General features: G+C 71.2%; 20 protein-coding genes and 2 tRNA genes. 3 read left to right on the forward strand and 19 right to left on the reverse strand.

Going from position 1 to position 17915, the window contains the following annotated elements; all coding sequences use genetic code 11:
* Positions 1-2 precede the first annotated feature (2 nt).
* The 5 genes from rnc to ITJ60_RS11345 all read right to left on the reverse strand — a co-directional run bounded on the left by rnc (position 3) and on the right by ITJ60_RS11345 (position 4467).
* Positions 3-728, reverse strand: a complete 726-nt coding sequence (gene rnc / locus ITJ60_RS11325; RefSeq protein WP_228506018.1) for a ribonuclease III — start codon at positions 726-728, stop codon at positions 3-5.
* Between the two features lie 13 nt (positions 729-741).
* Positions 742-945, reverse strand: coding sequence for a 50S ribosomal protein L32 (gene rpmF / locus ITJ60_RS11330; RefSeq protein ID WP_017888273.1), 204 nt, complete (start codon positions 943-945; stop codon positions 742-744).
* A 54-nt stretch (positions 946-999) separates the two neighbouring features.
* Positions 1000-1581 carry a YceD family protein gene (locus tag ITJ60_RS11335; protein ID WP_111086054.1) on the reverse strand — a complete coding sequence of 194 codons (582 nt, stop codon included), beginning with the start codon at positions 1579-1581 and terminating at the stop codon, positions 1000-1002.
* A 128-nt stretch (positions 1582-1709) separates the two neighbouring features.
* On the reverse strand, positions 1710-2195 hold the full coding sequence (gene coaD, locus ITJ60_RS11340; protein WP_111086053.1) for a pantetheine-phosphate adenylyltransferase: 486 nt from the start codon (positions 2193-2195) through the stop codon (positions 1710-1712).
* A 43-nt stretch (positions 2196-2238) separates the two neighbouring features.
* Positions 2239-4467 carry an ATP-dependent DNA helicase RecG gene (locus ITJ60_RS11345; RefSeq protein ID WP_194647959.1) on the reverse strand — a complete coding sequence of 743 codons (2229 nt, stop codon included), beginning with the start codon at positions 4465-4467 and terminating at the stop codon, positions 2239-2241.
* Positions 4468-4553: 86 nt separating this feature from the next.
* Here ITJ60_RS11345 and ITJ60_RS11350 point away from each other — a divergent pair, with 86 nt between their 5' ends.
* Positions 4554-5117 (forward strand): RsmD family RNA methyltransferase, encoded by a 564-nt coding sequence (locus tag ITJ60_RS11350; protein WP_123294845.1) that lies wholly within the window; start codon positions 4554-4556, stop codon positions 5115-5117.
* 84 nt (positions 5118-5201) lie between these two features.
* On the opposite strand, the gene thiL is transcribed toward ITJ60_RS11350, so the two are convergent.
* The gene (thiL, locus tag ITJ60_RS11355) at positions 5202-6197 is read right to left on the reverse strand and encodes a thiamine-phosphate kinase (RefSeq protein ID WP_194647960.1); all 996 of its coding nucleotides are present in this window, start codon (positions 6195-6197) and stop codon (positions 5202-5204) included.
* Between the two features lie 24 nt (positions 6198-6221).
* Between thiL and ITJ60_RS11360 the strand changes: the two genes are divergently transcribed.
* Entirely contained in the window at positions 6222-6707 is a 486-nt protein-coding gene (locus ITJ60_RS11360; RefSeq protein WP_123339847.1) for a DUF3515 family protein, read from the forward strand.
* 22 nt (positions 6708-6729) lie between these two features.
* Here the strand turns inward: ITJ60_RS11360 and ITJ60_RS11365 are convergent, their stop codons facing one another.
* The 6 genes from ITJ60_RS11365 to leuC all read right to left on the reverse strand — a co-directional run bounded on the left by ITJ60_RS11365 (position 6730) and on the right by leuC (position 13260).
* Complete coding sequence (locus ITJ60_RS11365; protein ID WP_323749157.1) at positions 6730-7839, reverse strand: D-alanine--D-alanine ligase family protein; 1110 nt, start codon at positions 7837-7839, stop codon at positions 6730-6732.
* A gap of 32 nt (positions 7840-7871) precedes the next feature.
* Entirely contained in the window at positions 7872-8885 is a 1014-nt protein-coding gene (locus ITJ60_RS11370; RefSeq protein WP_123339924.1) for an NAD(P)H-dependent glycerol-3-phosphate dehydrogenase, read from the reverse strand.
* Between the two features lie 79 nt (positions 8886-8964).
* Positions 8965-9852, reverse strand: a complete 888-nt coding sequence (locus ITJ60_RS11375; protein ID WP_323749158.1) for a lysophospholipid acyltransferase family protein — start codon at positions 9850-9852, stop codon at positions 8965-8967.
* 5 nt (positions 9853-9857) lie between these two features.
* The gene (gene murA, locus ITJ60_RS11380) at positions 9858-11225 is read right to left on the reverse strand and encodes a UDP-N-acetylglucosamine 1-carboxyvinyltransferase (protein ID WP_123294811.1); all 1368 of its coding nucleotides are present in this window, start codon (positions 11223-11225) and stop codon (positions 9858-9860) included.
* A complete protein-coding gene (gene leuD, locus ITJ60_RS11385; protein ID WP_194647961.1) occupies positions 11225-11821 on the reverse strand; it encodes a 3-isopropylmalate dehydratase small subunit in 597 nt (198 codons plus the stop codon). The genes murA and leuD overlap by 1 nt, the downstream gene beginning before the upstream one ends.
* On the reverse strand, positions 11821-13260 hold the full coding sequence (gene leuC, locus ITJ60_RS11390) for a 3-isopropylmalate dehydratase large subunit (RefSeq protein WP_194647962.1): 1440 nt from the start codon (positions 13258-13260) through the stop codon (positions 11821-11823). Before leuC ends, leuD begins: the two co-directional genes overlap by 1 nt.
* Positions 13261-13427: 167 nt before the next feature.
* Here leuC and ITJ60_RS11395 point away from each other — a divergent pair, with 167 nt between their 5' ends.
* Positions 13428-14495 (forward strand): FUSC family protein, encoded by a 1068-nt coding sequence (locus ITJ60_RS11395; protein ID WP_194647963.1) that lies wholly within the window; start codon positions 13428-13430, stop codon positions 14493-14495.
* Positions 14496-14591: 96 nt separating this feature from the next.
* Here ITJ60_RS11395 and ITJ60_RS11400 read toward each other — a convergent pair whose 3' ends face one another.
* The 7 genes from ITJ60_RS11400 to ITJ60_RS11430 form a co-directional block, all read right to left on the reverse strand.
* Positions 14592-15197, reverse strand: a complete 606-nt coding sequence (locus ITJ60_RS11400; RefSeq protein ID WP_123339850.1) for a histidine phosphatase family protein — start codon at positions 15195-15197, stop codon at positions 14592-14594.
* Complete coding sequence (crcB, locus tag ITJ60_RS11405) at positions 15194-15583, reverse strand: fluoride efflux transporter CrcB (RefSeq protein ID WP_194647964.1); 390 nt, start codon at positions 15581-15583, stop codon at positions 15194-15196. The genes ITJ60_RS11400 and crcB overlap by 4 nt, the downstream gene beginning before the upstream one ends.
* Positions 15580-16023: a fluoride efflux transporter FluC gene (locus ITJ60_RS11410; protein ID WP_194647965.1), complete on the reverse strand. Its 444-nt coding sequence runs from the start codon at positions 16021-16023 to the stop codon at positions 15580-15582. The genes crcB and ITJ60_RS11410 overlap by 4 nt, the downstream gene beginning before the upstream one ends.
* A 136-nt stretch (positions 16024-16159) precedes the next feature.
* The gene (locus tag ITJ60_RS11415) at positions 16160-16570 is read right to left on the reverse strand and encodes a RidA family protein (protein WP_194647966.1); all 411 of its coding nucleotides are present in this window, start codon (positions 16568-16570) and stop codon (positions 16160-16162) included.
* 67 nt (positions 16571-16637) lie between these two features.
* Positions 16638-16713, reverse strand: a tRNA-Glu gene (locus ITJ60_RS11420).
* 33 nt (positions 16714-16746) lie between these two features.
* Positions 16747-16822 (reverse strand) — tRNA-Glu (locus ITJ60_RS11425).
* Positions 16823-17172: 350 nt separating this feature from the next.
* Positions 17173-17808: an MBL fold metallo-hydrolase gene (locus ITJ60_RS11430; RefSeq protein WP_194647967.1), complete on the reverse strand. Its 636-nt coding sequence runs from the start codon at positions 17806-17808 to the stop codon at positions 17173-17175.
* Between the last annotated feature and the right edge of the window lie 107 nt (positions 17809-17915).

The following is a 17915-nucleotide window of genomic DNA, read 5'->3' on the forward strand; positions in this document are numbered from 1 at the left end:
GGTCAGGCCGCTCGGCCGGACAGCCGGGTCCAGGCGTCGAGCGCCGCGGACATCTCGGCGGCCTTCTTGCTCGAGCCGGTGCCGACGGCGATGTCCTCGCCCTGCAGGACGACGGTCGCGCTGAAGGTCTTGTCGTGGTCCGGGCCGGTCTCGGTGACGCGGTAGGCCGGGTTGCCGAGCGACAGGCTCGCCGCGAGCTCCTGCAGGCTCGTCTTCGGGTCCATCGCGGCACCGAAACGGTCGGGGTCGATCATCAGTGGCTCGACCAGGCGGAGCACCAGGTCGGTCGCCGGGTCGGGGCCCGCGGACAGGTAGGTGGCACCGATGACGGCTTCGACGGTGTCGGCGAGGATCGACGACTTGTCGCGGCCGCCGGTCTGCTCCTCGCCCTTGCCGAGGCGCAGGTACTGGCCGAGCCCGATCATCCGGGCGATCTCGGCCAGTGCGACCGTCGACACCAGGCTGGCGCGACGCTTCGCGAGGTCACCCTCGTCGAGGTCGGGGAAGGACCGGTAGAGCTTCACGGTCACGGCCTGGCCGAGGATCGAGTCGCCGAGGAACTCGAGGCGCTCGTTGTGCTTGATGCCCCCGTGCTCGTAGGCGTAGGAGCGGTGTGTCAGGGCGAGCTGGAGCAGCTCGAGGTCGATGTCGACCCCGAGCTGGCCCTGCAGACGAACGACGTCCGGCCCCACGGGGCGGGACCCCGTGGCGCCGGACGTCGTCGTCATGCGTTCGGTCCGATCAGACGTCGGCGACCTTGCGGCCCTTGTACTCCATGTACAGGGGGGTGCCGGCCGAGTCCTCGACGACCTTCGCGCGGTGCGGGAGGCTGTAGGTGACCTGACCGTTCTCGATCGTCTTGACGAGCTGGATCGGCGTGGCCTTCCACTGCGAACGACGGGCGTGCGTGTTCGCACGGGACTGCTTGCGCTTGGGAACGGCCATGGTGAATCTCTTTCGGTTGGTCGGTGGTCGGTACGGGGCTGGCGGTGTCGGGGCCTACTCGGCCTCGGCCCGCTCCTCGCCCTCGGTGGTCTTCGTGTCGGTGGTGTCGCCGTGGGCGGCACGCTCGGCTGCTTCGAGCTGGATGCCGGTCAGGGCTGCCCAGCGCGGGTCCAGGGTCTCGTGAACGGGCTGCTCATCGAGGTCGGCCAGTCGCTCGCCCGTCACCGGGTCGAGGCCTGGGCAGTCCGGTCGGCAGACCGGCTGGAACGGCAGCGCCAGCACCACCGCATCTCGAACGACCTGTTCGCAGTCCACGTGGTCATCGCGAACGAAGAAGTCGAAATCCTCCGAGGCATCATACGCGAACAGCTCGGCGAAATCGACCTCGACGGGTTCGCTGATGTCGATGAGGCAGCGCGAGCACTCCCCCGTCGCGTCGGCCGAGGCGTGACCGGACACCAGGACACCCTCGTGCAGGCCCTCGAGCCGCAGGTCGATGCGCAGCGGAGCACCTTCGCGCACCGCGATCACACCGGCTCCCAGCGCGTCCGGCACCACGATGTCGAGCGAGTGCTCGCGCATCTCGCCCGGACGGTGCGCCAGGTCGCGCACGCGCAGGGCGTAGGGGCTGTTCACGTGGGAAGACACGATCGTCAACCCTAGCGTGAACGCAGCCGAGAGTCGAGGCAGGCAGGGGTGTGTCCGCGCGTCGGCCGGCTGGGCTTCCGGCTCGGCGGACGACTCAGGCGCGACTCAGTCGCGGCTCAGCGTGCGGCGAGGGCTGCCGCCACGGCCTTCGGCACGTAGGGGGTGACGTCGCCGCCGAGCGTCGACACCTGGCGGATGAGCGAGCTCGACACGTGGGAGCGCGAGGCGTCGGGCAGCAGGAACACGGTCTCGACGTCGGCGAGGTGCCGGTTCATGATCGCCATCGGGGTCTCGTAGGCGACGTCCTCGCCCGATCGCACGCCCTTGACGAGCACCTTCGCTCCGACCTGCCGGCAGTAGTCGACGAGGAGCCCGGAGGTCCACTCCCCGACCCGGACCGTTCCCGGCGTGCCGACCTCGGCCAGGGACTCCTCGATGAGCCGGACGCGGTCGACCGCCTCGAACATCGCGGGCTTCTTGTCCGGGTTGTGCACCACGAGCACGTGCACCTCGTCGAACAGCCCGGCGGCTCGACCGATGACGTCGAGGTGCCCGAGCGTGACGGGGTCGAATGAACCGGGGACCACCGCGATCTGCGCCATGGCAGCGACGATACCGGTCCGTGCCGGTGCGTCCGGCCCGGGGTCAGTTCTTGCCGAGGAACGCCGCGTCGGACTCGTCGAGGCGGCGTGCCAGTGCCTCACGCAGGGCCGGGGACCCGTCGAGCTCGGGATCGGGTTCGAGGACCCGCTCGGCTTCGCCACGGGCGTCCACGATGAGGTCGGCGTGCTCGACCACGCGCAGCAGGTTCAGTGACGACCGGCCGCCCGACTGCCGCTCGCCGAGCACGTCGCCCTCGCGCCGGAGCTCGAGGTCGACCCGGGCGAGCTCGAAGCCGTCGTCCGAGGCGGACACCGCGTCGACGCGTTCCCGCGAGGTGGTCTCGAGCTCGGCGGTGGTGACGAGCAGGCAGACGCCCGCCCACTGCCCACGGCCGATGCGGCCGCGCAGCTGGTGCAGCTGGGAGACGCCGAAGCGATCGGCGTCGAGCACGGCCATCATCGCGGCGTTCGGCACGTCGACACCGACCTCGATCACGGTCGTGGCGACGAGGACGTCCAGGTCGCCGGCGGCGAAGGACGTCATCACGCGGTCCTTCTCCTCCGCCGTCATCCGGCCGTGCAGCACCGCGATCCGTCGGCCTTCGAGCACGGGCATCGTGCGCATCCGCTCGGCGGTGGCGAGCACCGTCGCCGGGGCGCGCTTGGGGGCGTCGTCCTCGGACTCGGCGGGCGCGGGTTCGCCGTCGTCCTCGGCGTGGGCGTCGTCGATGGCGGGGCAGACCACGAAGGCCTGACGCCCCTTGTCGAGCTCCTCTGCCATCCGGGACCAGATGCGGGACTCCCACCCGGGGTGCTCCGCCAGCGGGACGGTGAAGGTCTCGACGCCCGCACGACCGGAGGGCAGCCCGGTGATCGTCGAGACGTCGAGGTCACCGAACACCGTCATCGCGACGGTGCGTGGGATCGGGGTGGCGGTGAGCACCAGGACGTGCGGCGGGGTGGCGCCCTTCGTCCGGAGCGCTTCACGCTGCTCGACGCCGAAGCGGTGCTGTTCGTCGACGACCACGAGCCCGAGCTCGGCGAAGTCGACGCGGTCGCCGAGCAGGGCGTGGGTGCCGACCACGAGCCGCGAGCTGCCCGACGCCGCGGCGAGCAGGGCCCGTCGGCGTTCGTCGGTGGACTGCGACCCGGTCAGGATCACCGGACGGAGCTCGGCCGCGAGGTCCGGTCCGAGGAACTTCACGATGGACCGCAGGTGCTGCGCGGCCAGCACCTCGGTCGGGGCGATGAGCGCGGACTGCCCACCGGACTCGGCCACCGTGAGCATGGCGCGGATGGCCACGAGGGTCTTGCCCGAGCCGACCTCGCCCTGCACCAGCCGGTGCATCGGCCAGGTGCGGGCGATGTCGGTGTCGATCTCGGCACCGACGGCACGCTGGTCGTCGGTCAGGGTGAACGGCAGGGTGGCGTCGAAGCGCTCGAGGATGCCACCGGGAGCAGCCACCCGCGGGGTCGCCGCGGTGCGTCGGGCGCGGATCCGGCGCTGCACCAGGGCGGTCTGCAGCACGAACGCCTCGCGGTAGCGCAGGGCGTCCTGCGCGCGCTTGAAGTCCGCGACCTTCTCGGGGCGGTGGAGGAGCTCGAGTGCCCGACGGAACGGGACGAGGTCGAGCCGGCTGCGCGCCGAGGCCGGTACCGGGTCGGGCAGGTCCGGCAGGGTGTCGAGCACGATGCCCATCGACTTCGCGATCTGCCACGAGGTGAGCGAGGCCGTCGCCGGGTAGATCGGGATCGGCTGCCGCGACCACCGGATCGCTTCGTCCGAACCCGGTTCGGCCGTGGCGCGGGGGTCGTCGGGGTCGAAGAGCTCGTAGTCCGGGTGGGCGAGCTGGCGAGCACCGCGGTAGTCGCTGACCTTGCCGGAGAAGATGCCGCGGGCACCGGGCACCAGGTCCTTGGTGCGCCAGCCCTGGTTGAAGAACGTCAGGGTGAGCAGCCCCTTGCCGTCGCCGATCTTCGCTTCGAGGATCGATCCGCGACGGGCGCGCATCGTGCGCTCGCGGACGTCGACGACCTCGGCCACGATGGTGACCGGCTCACCGATCGCCAGGGAGTCGAGCGCCGTCAGGGCACCGCGCTCGGCGTAGCGCCGGGGTGCGTGCTCGAGGAACTCCCCCACCGTGCGGTGGCCGAACGCCTTCTCGATCGCGGACGCGGTCCGACCACCGAGCACGTTCGCGAGCCGCGCGTCGAGGGGCGCCGGACCGAGGTCGGGCGCTGCCGGCGCAGCGGGGGTTCCGGTGGTGACCACGGACACCACGGTACCGGGCACGACCGACGTGCCACGTGCCTCCCGTCCGGCCTGTGGACGGTGTCGTCGGCCGATACGGTGGCTGCATGACCCGCATCATCGCCGGCGCCGCCGGCAACACGACGCTCCGTGTGCCGAAGTCCGGCACCCGGCCGACGAGCGACCGGGTGCGCGAGGCGCTGTTTTCGTCGCTCGAGGCCCGTGGGCTCGTCGACGACACCTCCGTCGCGGACCTCTATGCCGGCACCGGTGCCCTCGGGCTCGAAGCGGCGTCGCGCGGTGCGGTCGAGGTCGTGTTGGTCGACCGCGCGTCGGCCGCAGCGCAGGCGTGCCGGGCGAACGCGAAGGCCGTGCAGCAGCGGATCCCCGGGGTGCGGATCGACGTGCAGCCGCAGCCGGTGCTCGGGTACCTGCGCGGGACCGTGCGCACGTTCGACCTGGTCTTCATCGATCCGCCGTACGACGTGACCGAGCACGAGATCGCCGAGGTGCTCGAGACGCTCGTGCCGCGGTTGACCGCCGGTGCCGTGGTGGTCGTCGAGCGGAGCAAGCGCTCCGCCGAACCGACGTGGCCCGCTGGGCTCGAGCCGTTCAGCAAGCGCAGCTACGGCGAGACCGTGGCGTGGGAAGCCGTGGCCGCCGCGGGCTGAGCCGCGCGGGCGACTCAGAACGACATGATCGACGTCGCACGACGTCGATGGTGTCGTACCGGGTCGACGACCGGGCCGGGCGGGTCAGCCGGCGGCACCGTCCCAGTCGGCGTAGGGGTCCCAGCCGGTCGTCGGCACCGGGGCTCCGGCGCGCAGCAGGTCCGCGTCACCGCGGTCGCGCACGACTCCGATGCGGCGGAAGCCACCCGGCAGCGGGGCCTCGGCGGGGAAGGTCGCGAGCAGGCCGTGGTCCTCGCCACCGTGCAGCGCGACCTCGTCGAGCGGGGCGTCGGCATCGAGGTCGAGCGTCACCCGGCTCGCACGGGCCAGCCGCCCGGCGTCGATCGCCAGGCCGTCGGACAGGTCGAGCATCGCCGTCGCCCCGGCCGCGGCGGCGCGCGGCCCGTCCGTGATCGGGGGCACGGGTCGGCGCTGGCGGCCGACGTCGGGATCGGCGTCCGCACCGCTCGCCACCGTCGTTGCACGGTCCGGCTCGCCCTGCGCGTCCACGCCGTCGCGGAAGAGCCGTGCGAGCCCGCGGGCAGCGCGACCGAGTTCGCCGGAGACCGCCACGACGTCGCCCCCACGAGCTCCTGACCGGAGCACCGGGGCCAGGCCACCGAGGTCGCCGAACGCCGTCACCGCCACCGTGAAGGTCGCCGAGGTGGAGAGGTCGCCGCCGACCACTCCACAGCCGGGCGCGAGGGCGTCGACGGCGAGGCGGAAGCCGTCCGCGATGCCCTCGAGCACCGCCACGGGGGTGTCCTGCGGTGCGGCGAGGGCGATGACGAGGCCACTCGGCACCGCACCCATCGCCGCGACGTCGGAGAGGTTCGTCGCGGCGGCCTTCCAACCGACGTCCGCGGGCGAGGACCACGCCCACCGGAAGTCCGGGCCGTGCACCATCATGTCCGTCGTCACGACGAACCGGCCGTCGGGAGCGGCGACGACGGCGCAGTCGTCCCCGGGCCCCACGAGCGGCGAGCCCGTCGGCAGCCGGCTCGTGATCCGGTCGAGGACGACCAGCTCGCCGAGCTCCCCCACGGTCGGTCCGGCCCAGGCGTCGTACGTCGCGTCCACACGAGAACGGTAGCCTGGACCGCGATGGACACCGCGCGCCGCACCCCTCGCACCCTCGCGATCGCGGGGGTCGTGATCGCCCTCGCGGCAGGGCTGACCGGGTGCACCAACTCCGTCGGCATGAGCGCGGCACCCTCCGCGAACGCAGCGGCGTGCGCGGCAGCACAGGTGCGGTTGCCCGCGACCGTCGACTCGACGTACGACCTGCGGAACACGAACGCGCAGTCCACCGCGGCGTGGGGCGAGCCCGAGGCCGCGCTGTACCACTGCGGCGTGGCCGTGCCGACCGTGTCCGACCTGCCGTGCTTCACGCTCGGGGCGGTCGACTGGATCCGCGACGACCGCGGCAAGCAGATCGTCTACACGACGTTCGGACGGTCCCCGGCGGTGCAGGTCGTCGTCGACACGTCGAAGACCGGCAGCGCGGTGCTGCAGGACATCGCGACGGCGGTGTCGACCCTGCCGAAGGACGGCCACAAGTGCTTGGACCCGTCCGACGTGCAGGGCTGACACGCCCCGACCCCGTTGAGCGTCAGCGGACGGCGGCGCGCCCCAGCTCGATGAGCTCGCTGACCAGCTCGCCGTAGGACACACCCGACGCCGCCCAGCAGCGCGGGTACATCGACAGCGGGGTGAACCCGGGCATCGTGTTGACCTCGTTCACGACGAAGCCGTCGTCGGTCAGGAAGCAGTCGACGCGGGCGAGCCCGGATCCGCCGATGGCCTCGAACGCACGGGCACCGATCGACCGGATCTCGTCGGTCTGCGCCTCGGTGAGCGGCGCCGGGCACAGCAGCGACTCGTCGCCACCGAGGTACTTCGACGCGAAGTCGTAGAAGCCGTCCTCGGCCACGACGATCTCGCCGGGCAGGCTCGTGCGCGGCGCACCGTCACGGCCCTCGAGCACGGCGACCTCGACCTCGCGGCCGATGACGCGGGGTTCGACGATCACCTTGGAGTCGTGCTCGAACGCCAGGTCCATCGCGGCGCCGAGCTCGTCGGGCCCGTCGACGCGCGAGACGCCCATGCTCGACCCGGCGCGTGCCGGCTTCACGAACAGCGGCCAGCCGTGCGCCGCGATCGTCTCGGCGACGTCGACCGGGGCGGCCGCCCATTCACGGCGGAGCACGGTCGTCCAGGGAGCGACCCGCAGACCGGCGTGCTCGAGGACGGCCTTCGCGACGTGCTTGTCCATCGCCAGGGCGCTCGCGAGCACGCCGTCACCGACGTACGGCAGACCAGCGATCTCGAGCAGGCCCTGGATCGTGCCGTCCTCGCCGAACGGACCGTGCAGGATCGGGAACACCACGTCGACCGCGACGGTCGTGACCGAGCCGTCCGGGTGCGAGACGACGAGTTCGTTCGTCGCCGGCGAGGTCGGGAACGCCACACGCGTGCCGTTGTCGGGCACGGTCGGCAGGGAGCCGTCACGGATCGCCCACTGCGAGGGGTCGTCGGACTGCAGCGTGAACGCGCCGTCCTTCGTGATGCCGATCGGCACGATCTCGTACTCGGTGCGGTCGACGACGTCCATGATGCCGCCAGCGGTCACGCAGCTGATCTCGTGCTCGCTCGAGCGCCCGCCGAACAGGACGGCGACGGTGGTCGTGGGAACGTCGGTTCCCTCGGGGATCGTGGGCACGGGAGTCCCTTCGTGACTCGGTGCGGGACCGGTCACTCGCCCTGGGGCTCGTCGGTCTCGGTGAGGTGCGGCGCGATGTTGCGCGGATCGAGCCTACCGGCGAGGACCTCGCCGACCTGGCTGACGATGGGCATGTCGACGCCGTTCGCGGCGGCGAGCTCGAGGATCGGTGCGACGGACGCCAGGCCCTCGGCGGTCTGGTTCATCTGCCGCACGACCTCGTCGAACCGGTACCCCTGCCCGAGCAGGCGCCCGGCGGTGTTGTTCCGGGACAGCGGCGACTGGCAGGTGGCGATGAGGTCGCCGAGGCCCGCGAGCCCCGACAGGGTCGACGGCTGCGCGCCGAGCGACACCGCGAACTCGGTCATCTCGGCAAGCCCGCGCGTGATGATCGACGCTTTGGTGTTCTCGCCGTAACCGACGCCGTCGACGATGCCGATCGCGACGGCGATGAGGTTCTTCAGCACGCCGCCGAACTCGGTGCCGATGACGTCGGTGTTGATGAACGACCGGAAGTACGGGTTCGTGGCGACGGCGGCGACGGCGGTGGCAGTCTCCAGCGAGGAGGACGACACCACGGCGGCGGTCGGCTGCCGGCGAGCGATCTCGAGCGCCAGGTTCGGCCCGCTCGCGACGGCGATGCGGTCCTGGTCGATGCCGAGTCCCTGGAGCAGGACCTCGCTCATCCGCAGGCCGGTGCTCTTCTCGACGCCCTTCATCAGGCTGACGACGGGAACACCGGCAGGCAGGAGCTCGCGGATCGCGTCGAGGTTCGAGCGCAGGGTCTGCGACGGCACCGACACGTACACCTGGGTGGCGCCGTCGAGCACCTGCTCGAGCGACGTCGACGCCGTGAGGGTGCGGGGCAGGTTGATGCCGGGCAGGTAGTCGGAGTTCCGCTTCGTCTCGGTGATCTCGCGGGCGACCTCGGGACGACGGGCCCACACGACCGTGGAGGCACCGCCCTCGGCGAGCACCTTCGCGAACGTGGTGCCCCAGCTGCCGGCACCGATGACCGCCACGCGGGGCTTGTCGGTCGACTGCATCACCACCCGGATCGCGGCGGTGTCGAAGGCACCCGGCGCTGCGGCGACGGGGTCGGGACGATCGTCGTGCGGGCGGAGGTCACTCAAACCGGCCGGTCTCCTTCTGGTTGTTCGCCGCTGGGTCCCAGCGGGTCTTCGGGGCCGGCTCACCACGGAGCTGCTCGAGCAGCGCCGTGATGCGCTGCATGAGCAGGTCGGTGGCCTCGGTCAGCATCTGCTGGTCGATCGGCCGGCCACGGTAGGCGGACAGGTCGACGGGGTCGCCGACGATGACGTCCACGCGCGACCGCGGGAACAGGCGGAGCTTGTTCGAGTAGCGCGCCATGATGCCCTGCGTGCCCCAGTGGGCCATCGGGATCAGCGGCACGTCGTTCTCGAGCGCGATGCGGACCGCACCGGTCTTGCCGCGCATCGGCCACAGGTCGGGGTCGCGGGTGAGCGTGCCCTCGGGGTAGACGATGATCGCCCCGCCCTGCTCGATGAGCGATCGCCCGCCACCGAGCGGGTCGCTCAACCGGGTGCGGCCGGAGCGCTCGACCGGGATCTGGCCCATGCCGGACATGAGCTTGCCGAAGACGGGCACCTTGAACAGCGAGGCCTTGGCCAGGAACCGCGGGGCCCGCCGACTGATGTAGACGGCGGTGCCGACGACCAGCGGGTCGATGTTCGTGAAGTGGTTCGGCGCGAGCACGAAGGCACCGTCCGCCGGCAGGCGGTTCGGGCCGTACCAGTGGTAGTTCGACGAGAACCGGAACGTCGGGATGACGATCGACGCCACGATGCGGAACGCGGGGTTGAGCTCCCCGCGCTTCCAACGCCGTCCACGCACCGGCAGGCCGGTCGCGACCTGCACGGCGGACGCACCACGGGCCTCCCGGCCATCGCCCTGGCGCGACGGGCCGTCACCCGGACGCGACGGGCCGTCACCCGGACGCGACGGACCGTCACCCGGCTGCGGAACCGACACCGCGACTAACCCGCGAAGTCGAAGTCGGCGCCCAGCTTCCGCAGCTTCGGGATGAAGTGCTCGTAGCCGCGGCTGATGATGCCGACGTTGGTGATGTGGGACTCGCCGTCGGCGGTCAGCGCCGCGATGAGGTGGCTGAAGCCACCGCGGAGGTCGGGGACCCGGACGTTCGCCGCGTGCAGCGTCGTCGGACCGGTGATGACCGCGGCCTGCTCGAACGGGCGACGGGCGACACGGCGGTCGTGCCCGGGCAGCCCCTCCTTGTGGACGACGATGTCGGCGCCCATCTCGTTCAGTGCGTCGGTGAAGCCGAAGCGGTTCTCGTACACGGTCTCGTGCACGATGCTCTGCCCCTCGGCCTGGGTCAGCGCCACGACGAGCGGCTGCTGCCAGTCGGTCATGAAGCCGGGGTGCACGTCGGTCTCGATGACGACGGGCTTGAGGGTGTCGCGCTCACGGTAGAAGCGGATGCCGTCCTCTTGCACGTCGAAGCCGCCGCCGACCTTGCGGAAGACGTTGAGGAACGTCATGAGCTCCTGCTGGTTCGCCCCCTCGACGAAGATGTCGCCGTCGGTGGCGAGCGCAGCGGAGGCCCAGCTGGCTGCCTCGTTGCGGTCGTTGATCGCACGGTGCGTGTAGCCGCGCAGCGACTCGACGCCCTCGATGAAGATCACGCGGTTCGGCTCGACGGACACGATCGCGCCCATCTTCTGCAGGATCGCGATGAGGTCCATGATCTCGGGTTCGATCGCCGCGTTCCGCAGCTCCGTGACGCCGGTCGCCAGGACGGACGACAGCAGGACCTGCTCGGTCGCGCCGACGCTCGGGTACGGCAGCTCGATGGACGCGCCCTTCAGCCCGTTCGGAGCCGTCAGGTGGATGCCGTTGACCTGCTTGTCGACGACGGCACCCATGGCGCGGAGCGCGTCGAGGTGGAAGTCGATCGGGCGGTCGCCGATGCGGCAGCCACCGAGGTCGGGGATGAACGCCTCACCGAGCTTGTGCAGCAGCGGGCCGCAGAACAGGATCGGGATGCGGCTCGAGCCGGCGTGGGCGTCGATCTCGGCGAAGTGCGCCGACTCGACGTTGGCCGGGTCGAGGATGAGCTCGCCTCGTGCAGGATCGGTGATGCGCACGCCGTGCACCTCGAGCAGCCCACGGACGACCTTGACGTCGGAGATGTCCGGGACGTCCTTGAGGATCGACGGGGTGTCACCGAGCAGCGACGCCACCATGGCCTTGGTCGCGAGGTTCTTCGCCCCGCGGACCTCGATGCGCCCCACGAGCGGCTTGCCCCCGCGGATGACGATCTCGTCCGACTTGAGGCCCACGCGCGCCCCTGCGGCCGCTGCGTCCTGTACGAGAGAGTTCACTACTTCACCGGCAATGTCTTCGGCCGCCAACTGGAGCGGCGGGATTCGAACTCCGTGATCGAGGTCTCGTCACGGAGGGTGAGCCCGATGTCGTCGAGCCCTTCCATCAACCGCCAACGAGTGTAAGCGTCGATCTCGAAGGGGACGTCCACATCCCCGAGCGACACGCGCTGCGCCACCAGGTCCACGGTCGCCGACACCCCCGGGTTCCGCTCGATCTCGGCCCAGAGCCGCTCGACTTCCGATTCGGTCACGATCGCGGTGACGAGGCCCTGCTTGCCCGCGTTGCCCTTGAAGATGTCGGCGAACCGGGGCGAGACCACGACCGCGAAGCCGAAGTCGCGGAGCGCCCACACCGCGTGCTCGCGCGACGAACCGGTACCGAAGTCGGGACCGGCGACGAGCACCTTCGCGCCCTGGTACTCGGGCTGGTTCAGCACGAACGCGGGGTCCTGCCGCCAGCCGGAGAACAGGGCGTCCTCGAAGCCGGTCTTCGTGACGCGCTTGAGGTAGACCGCTGGGATGATCTGGTCGGTGTCGACGTTCGACCGCTTGAGCGGGGCGGCGATGCCGGTGACGGTGGTGATCTTGTCCATCAGACTGCCCCTTCCAGGACGGTGTTCGCTTCGGAGTTCTCCAGGTCCCACGGGCTGGACAGCGTGCCGCGGATCGCGGTGGCGGCGGCGACGAGCGGCGACACCAGGTGGGTGCGCCCACCCTTGCCCTGGCGCCCCTCGAAGTTGCGGTTCGACGTGCTCGCGCAGCGCTCCCCCGGTGCGAGCTGGTCGGGGTTCATGCCGAGGCACATCGAGCAGCCGGCGAACCGCCACTCGGCGCCGAACTCCTTGATCACGACGTCGAGCCCCTCGGCCTCGGCCTCGAGCCGGACGCGGGCGGACCCCGGCACGACCATGACCCGGACGCCGTCGGCCTTCTTGCGGCCCTGGATGATCGACGCGAACGCCCGCAGGTCCTCGATGCGCGAGTTCGTGCACGAGCCCATGAAGACCGCGTCGACGGCGATGTCCTTCATCGGGGTGCCGGCGGCGATGTCCATGTAGTCGAGGGCCCGCTGCGCGGCGGCCTGGTCGTTCGGGTCGCTGTAGCTGGCGGGGTCGGGCACGCTCTCGGACAGCGAGACACCCTGGCCGGGGTTGGTGCCCCAGGTGACGAAGGGCTCGAGCTCGTCCGCGTCGATGAAGACCTCGGCGTCGAACACGGCGTCGTCGTCGGTCGCCAGGGTGTCCCAGTACGCGACGGCGTCGTCCCAGTCGGAACCGGTCGGGGCGTGGTCACGGCCCTGGACGTAGTCGTAGGTGATCTGGTCGGGGGCGACCATGCCGGCGCGGGCTCCGGCCTCGATCGACATGTTGCAGATCGTCATCCGGCCCTCCATCGAGAGCGCACGGATCGCGGAACCGCGGTACTCGAGCACGTAGCCCTGTCCGCCGCCGGTGCCGATCTTCGCGATGACCGCCAGGATGATGTCCTTCGCGGTCACGCCCGGACGCAGCGTGCCCTCGACCGTGATCGCCATCGTCTTGAAGGGCTTCAGCGGCAGGGTCTGCGTCGCCAGCACGTGCTCGACCTCGGAGGTGCCGATGCCGAACGCCATCGCGCCGAACGCCCCGTGGGTGCTGGTGTGCGAGTCGCCGCAGACGACGGTGATGCCGGGCATCGTCAGGCCGAGCTGCGGGCCGACGACGTGCACGATCCCCTGCTCCTTGTCGCCGAGGGAGTGCAGGCGGACCCCGAACTCCTCGCAGTTGCGGCGCAGGGTCTCGATCTGGATCCGACTCGTCGGGTCCGCGATGGGGCGGTCGATGGCGAGCGTCGGGGTGTTGTGGTCCTCGGTCGCGATCGTCAGGTCCAGCCGGCGCACCGGGCGGCCGGCCTGGCGCAGGCCGTCGAACGCCTGCGGGCTCGTGACCTCGTGCACGAGGTGGAGGTCGATGTAGAGGAGGTCCGGGTTGCCGTCCTCACCCTTGACCACGACGTGGTCGTCCCACACCTTCTCGGCGAGCGTCCTACCCATGAGCTCGACTCCCTCGTTCTCGTCGTTGCGCCGCGACCGCGGCACGATCAGGCGACTCTACCATTGGTATACCAACGCGTCGTCGCGTTCGCCGCGTGGTGCGGCGGTCGACCGGGAGGCCCGTGGCGACTCGACGACACCCGTCGCGGTGGGAAGATGGTCGGGACATGACGACACCTGCGCACTCGACCCGGACGATCAACCTCGAGGGCGCGGCACGCGCAGCGATCGCGGGCGGTGCACCACTGGCGCTGCTCATCGCCCTCGGGATGCCGGGCTACGCCGCGTTCGCGATGTTCGCCGGCTTCACCGCGATCTTCGGGGCGACCGAGCCCTACCGGCAGCGCGCCGTCACCACCGGCGTCGCGGGTGCGCTGCAGACCCTGTGCATGTTCGCGGGCATCGGCGTCGCCCTGCTCGGTTCCCCGCTCTGGTTGCAGGCGGCCGGACTCGTCGTGGTGCTCGTCATCGCGGTCTGCACCCTGTCGACCCTGCGGACGATCCCCGCGCAGCCGATCTTCCCCGTGTTCGCGTTCGTGGTCTCCGCCCTCGTGCCGCTCAGGCCCGCGGACGTCCCGCTCGTCGCGACGATCATCGTCTGCTCGGTCGTCTGGGCGTGGCTCGTCGCGATGTCCGGGTTCGTCATCCGGCACGTGTGGCACCCGCGCGCCCCGCACCGGTTCCGGCCCCTGGCGCCGCTCAAGGAGCGCGGCTTCGGCATCCTCCGCACGGCCGCGCTGTGGGAGACCGTGGCGCTCAACGTCGTGGGGTCCCTCGTCGCCGGCGCGGTGGCGTCGACCATCCCCTGGCTCGGGCACCCGTACTGGGCCGTCATCGCGGTGGTGTCGACCCTTCCGGCCCTCCGCCAGCGGCACACCGTGATCCGGGCGTTCCAGCGCTTCATCGGCACGATCGGCGGCACCGTGATCGCCGTCGGGATCCTGCTGCTCGAGCCGTCGGCGTGGTGGATCGTCGTCATCGCCGTCGTGGGGCAGTTCTTCGCGGAGATCTTCGTCGCCCGGAACTACGCCGTCTGCCTGCTGTTCCTGACGCCGCTCGCCCTCGCCGTGTCGTGGCTGAGCCTGCCCGAGGCCCCGGAGCTCCTCGCGCTCGACCGGGTCGCGCAGACCACCCTCGGTGCGCTCGTCAGCGTCGGGCTGCTGTTCGTGGGGCGCGCGATCGAGCGGCGGCGCGGCCGTGCCCTCGGCGCCACGAGCGCGATCCGTACGGTCTGAGTACCTGGTCGTTCCGGGCACACCTGGTCGTTTCTTCTGACCAGGTATGCCCGATTCCACCCACCATCGCGCGCGTTCGGGGAGGGAACGGGCGCGTCAGTCGCGGGGCTGGATGTTCCAGGCGTCGATGACCGGGCGGCCGTGCTCGTAGCCGAGGACGCTGACCGAGGCGGTGCCGAGCTTCAGCACGGCACCGTCCTGCGGCGCGAGCCGGATCCACGCGGCGCCGAGGGCACGCAGCACGTGGCCGTGCGCGATGAACACGGCGTCCTGCCCCTCGGCGAGCACCGGACGAGCGCGGTTCAGGATGCGCTCGACGCGGACCCGGACCTCGGCGGCGTTCTCACCGGGTGTGTCACCGGCAGGTACTCCGTCGGTCCAGAGGTCCCACGGCCCGTGGCGCAGCACCTTGATCTGCGGGGTGGTGAGCCCCTCGTACGCGCCGTAGTCCCACTCGTACAGGTCCTCGTCGAGCTCGGGGTCGACGCCGATCAGGTGCGCGGTGTCGCGGGCACGCTGCAGCGGACTCGACAGGGCCAACGCGAACGAGCGGTCGGCCAGGTACCGGCCGGCGCGCTTCGCCTGCTCGACACCGTTGTCCGTCAGCGGGATGTCGGTGCGGCCGGTGTGCTGCCCGCTCTTCGACCACTCCGTCTCTCCGTGACGGACGAGGACGAGTTCGCCGGGGCGTTCCGAGGTCATGAGTTCCTTCCGATCCAGAGGCCGAGCGCAGCTGCGCCGACCGAGACGACGAGCATCCCGAGGCCGTGCAGGACGGCGAGCCGGGGCTTGCCGGATCGGAGGAGCTGGACGGTCTCGACGCTCGCCGTCGAGAACGTCGTGTACCCACCCATCATGCCCGTCCCGAGCACCGCGACCGCCGGGAGCGGGATCGCGCCGGACTGCCCGAGGCCGGTGAGCAGGCCGAGGACGAGCGATCCGGACACGTTGATGAGCACGGTCCCGATCGGGAACCCGGCAGTCCGCGAACGGGACGTGCGCGTCTTGACGAGTCCGTCGAGCAGGAACCGGAGCGCGGCTCCGACTCCCCCGCCGACGGCGACGAGCAGCAGGTCGAGCGGGTTCACGACGCGCCTCCGTCCGGGCCGGTCGACGCCGGTCGGAACCGCCCGGCAAGCCCGATCCCGAGGGCGACGGCGCCGAGCCCGAGGACCACGGACAGCAGTGCGTACCCGCTGCCCGCACCCCACCGGCCGGCGTCGAGCAGCTGCGCGGTGTCGTCGGCGAGCGTGCTGTACGTCGTGAAGCCGCCGAGCACGCCGGTACCGACGAACAGCCGGAGCGTTCGGCGGCCGCCGACGTCGGGGCCTCGCAGCGCGAGCGCCTCGAGCAGGAGCCCGAGACAGAAGGCCCCGACGACGTTGATCACGAGGATCACCCAGCTGATGCCGTCGTGGCCGGGGAACGCCTCGGCGAGCAGTGCGCGGATCGCGGTCCCGATCGCACCGCCGAGCGCGACGAGGGCGAGGAAGCGCCAGCGGAGGTGCAGCGGTCGCGCATCGGTCATCGGTACTCCTATCGCCGAGCACGCCGGATCGTCTCCGCGCGTGCGGTGTTCTCGGGATAGGGACCGTTGGCGCCTCGTGCGCGGTTGGGTCCGGCAGGCCCCACTGCCGGGTCTGACGACCCGTCCAGCGTACTGCTCAGTCGGCGGCGACGGCGGCGATCGCCTCGACCTCGACGAGCTGGTCGTCGTAGCCGAGCACGGTCACGCCGAGCAGCGTGCTCGGCACGTCGTGGTCTCCCATCGCGGCGCGGACGACGTTCCAGGCCGCGACGAGGTCCTGCTGCTCGGTCGTCGCGACGAGCACCCGCGTCTGGACGAGGTCGTCGACACCCGCGCCGGCGGCTGCGAGCGCCGTCCGCAGGTTCGCGATGCACTGCGCGGCCTGCCCGGCCACGTCACCGACGGCGACCGTCGCGCCGTGCTCGTCGAGCGGACAGGCACCCGCGAGGAACACGAGCCGTGTCCCGGCCGCCACGGAGGACGCGTCGGCGTACTCCGCGACGTGGCTGAGCGCTGCGGACCGGATGAGCTGGACGGCACTGGACACGGAAGCAGCCTGGCACACGACGACGAAACCCCCGGCGAGCCGGAGCTCGTCGGGGGTTTCGTGGTGCTGGTGACCCCAGCGGGATTCGAACCCGCGTTACCGCCGTGAGAGGGCAGCGTACTAGGCCGCTATACGATGGGGCCGCGGCTGTTGTCGGACTCGGAGCATGTCACCTGTGGTGACCCCAGCGGGATTCGAACCCGCGTTACCGCCGTGAGAGGGCAGCGTACTAGGCCGCTATACGATGGGGCCGTTCCGACAACTCGACAAGTATTGCACAAGCCGCGCATCGCGCCAAAACGAGGCGTGTCGCCCGGGTGTGCCGTCATGCCGCGCCCGGCATACGGCGCTCGTTGCACGTGCAGATTCCGACGGAACACCGGTCGAACGACGCGCGTTCTGTCGCAACCTGCACACGCATCCGTTGCGTGGCCGTGGACGCGACCGCCCCTCGGACGGGAGGCGCGTGGCGGCCCGCCACGGGCCTCCCGTCCGACCGCGCGCACGTCCGGAGCCGCGCTTCGTGAGCAGGAATGGTCGCGTCGGTCGGTCCCACCCGACCAATTCTGCTCACGAAGCGACCACGGCGCGGTCCCGCCCGTTCAGATCGTGAGGGACTCCCCCGGCCGCAGGATCTCGAGCACGCCGTGCGGGGTGAGCGCCTCGCGCAGCCGACCGGTGTGCATGCCGTACCCGACGTCGGAGAGCGTGGCCTCGTGGATCGGGTAGGCACGGGCCGGGGCGATCGCGGCGACGTAGTCCATCATCTCGGCGACCTTGAGCCACGGGGCACCGACGGGTGCGGCGAGGACCTCGACGGGGACGCCCGGGTCGGTGTACGAGTCGCCGGGGTGGAAGAGCGTGCGGTTCACGAGCACGCCGGTGTTGTCGACGATCGGCACCGAGGAGTGCATGAGCTGGTGCCGCGTGCCGTGGAAGTCGAGCTCGAACGGGCCGACGGTGCGGTGGTCGCCGTCGGTGACGACCTCGACCGCGATGCCGGAGTCGTCGAGCGCCGCACGGACGCCCTCGGGACCGAACACGACGGCGTCGGGGTTGGCGGCGAGGACCCGGTGCAGCTGCTCGGGCGTGACGTGGTCGGGGTGCTCGTGGGTGACGACGACCGCGACGACCCCGGTCGCGTCGACGGGGCGGGTGAAGTTGCCCGGGTCGAGCACCAGGCGGGCGTCGCCGTCCGACAGGATCTGGCAGGCGTGTTCGAACTTCGTGACCTCCATGCGGGCGACGCTACCCGCGGCGGGCGTGGGCCGACTCGGCCTGCGCCGACTCGGAACGACGTTCCCGTTGTCGTACGACATCGGGAACGTCGTTCCGAGTCGATCCC

Source organism: Curtobacterium sp. VKM Ac-2884 (assembly GCF_015350945.1).
GTDB lineage: Bacteria > Actinomycetota > Actinomycetes > Actinomycetales > Microbacteriaceae > Curtobacterium.

Excerpts from the sequence above, each read along its gene's own strand:
- rnc (WP_228506018.1), bottom strand. The coding sequence starts at position 728 with ATGACGACGACGTCCGGCGCCACGGGGTCCCGCCCCGTGGGGCCGGAC.
- rpmF (WP_017888273.1), bottom strand. The coding sequence starts at position 945 with ATGGCCGTTCCCAAGCGCAAGCAGTCCCGTGCGAACACGCACGCCCGT.
- coaD (WP_111086053.1), bottom strand. The coding sequence starts at position 2,195 with ATGGCGCAGATCGCGGTGGTCCCCGGTTCATTCGACCCCGTCACGCTC.
- ITJ60_RS11350 (WP_123294845.1), top strand. The coding sequence starts at position 4,554 with ATGACCCGCATCATCGCCGGCGCCGCCGGCAACACGACGCTCCGTGTG.
- ITJ60_RS11360 (WP_123339847.1), top strand. The coding sequence starts at position 6,222 with ATGGACACCGCGCGCCGCACCCCTCGCACCCTCGCGATCGCGGGGGTC.
- ITJ60_RS11370 (WP_123339924.1), bottom strand. The coding sequence starts at position 8,885 with ATGCAGTCGACCGACAAGCCCCGCGTGGCGGTCATCGGTGCCGGCAGC.
- leuD (WP_194647961.1), bottom strand. The coding sequence starts at position 11,821 with ATGGACAAGATCACCACCGTCACCGGCATCGCCGCCCCGCTCAAGCGG.
- leuC (WP_194647962.1), bottom strand. The coding sequence starts at position 13,260 with ATGGGTAGGACGCTCGCCGAGAAGGTGTGGGACGACCACGTCGTGGTC.
- ITJ60_RS11395 (WP_194647963.1), top strand. The coding sequence starts at position 13,428 with ATGACGACACCTGCGCACTCGACCCGGACGATCAACCTCGAGGGCGCG.
- ITJ60_RS11400 (WP_123339850.1), bottom strand. The coding sequence starts at position 15,197 with ATGACCTCGGAACGCCCCGGCGAACTCGTCCTCGTCCGTCACGGAGAG.
- ITJ60_RS11410 (WP_194647965.1), bottom strand. The coding sequence starts at position 16,023 with ATGACCGATGCGCGACCGCTGCACCTCCGCTGGCGCTTCCTCGCCCTC.
- ITJ60_RS11430 (WP_194647967.1), bottom strand. The coding sequence starts at position 17,808 with ATGGAGGTCACGAAGTTCGAACACGCCTGCCAGATCCTGTCGGACGGC.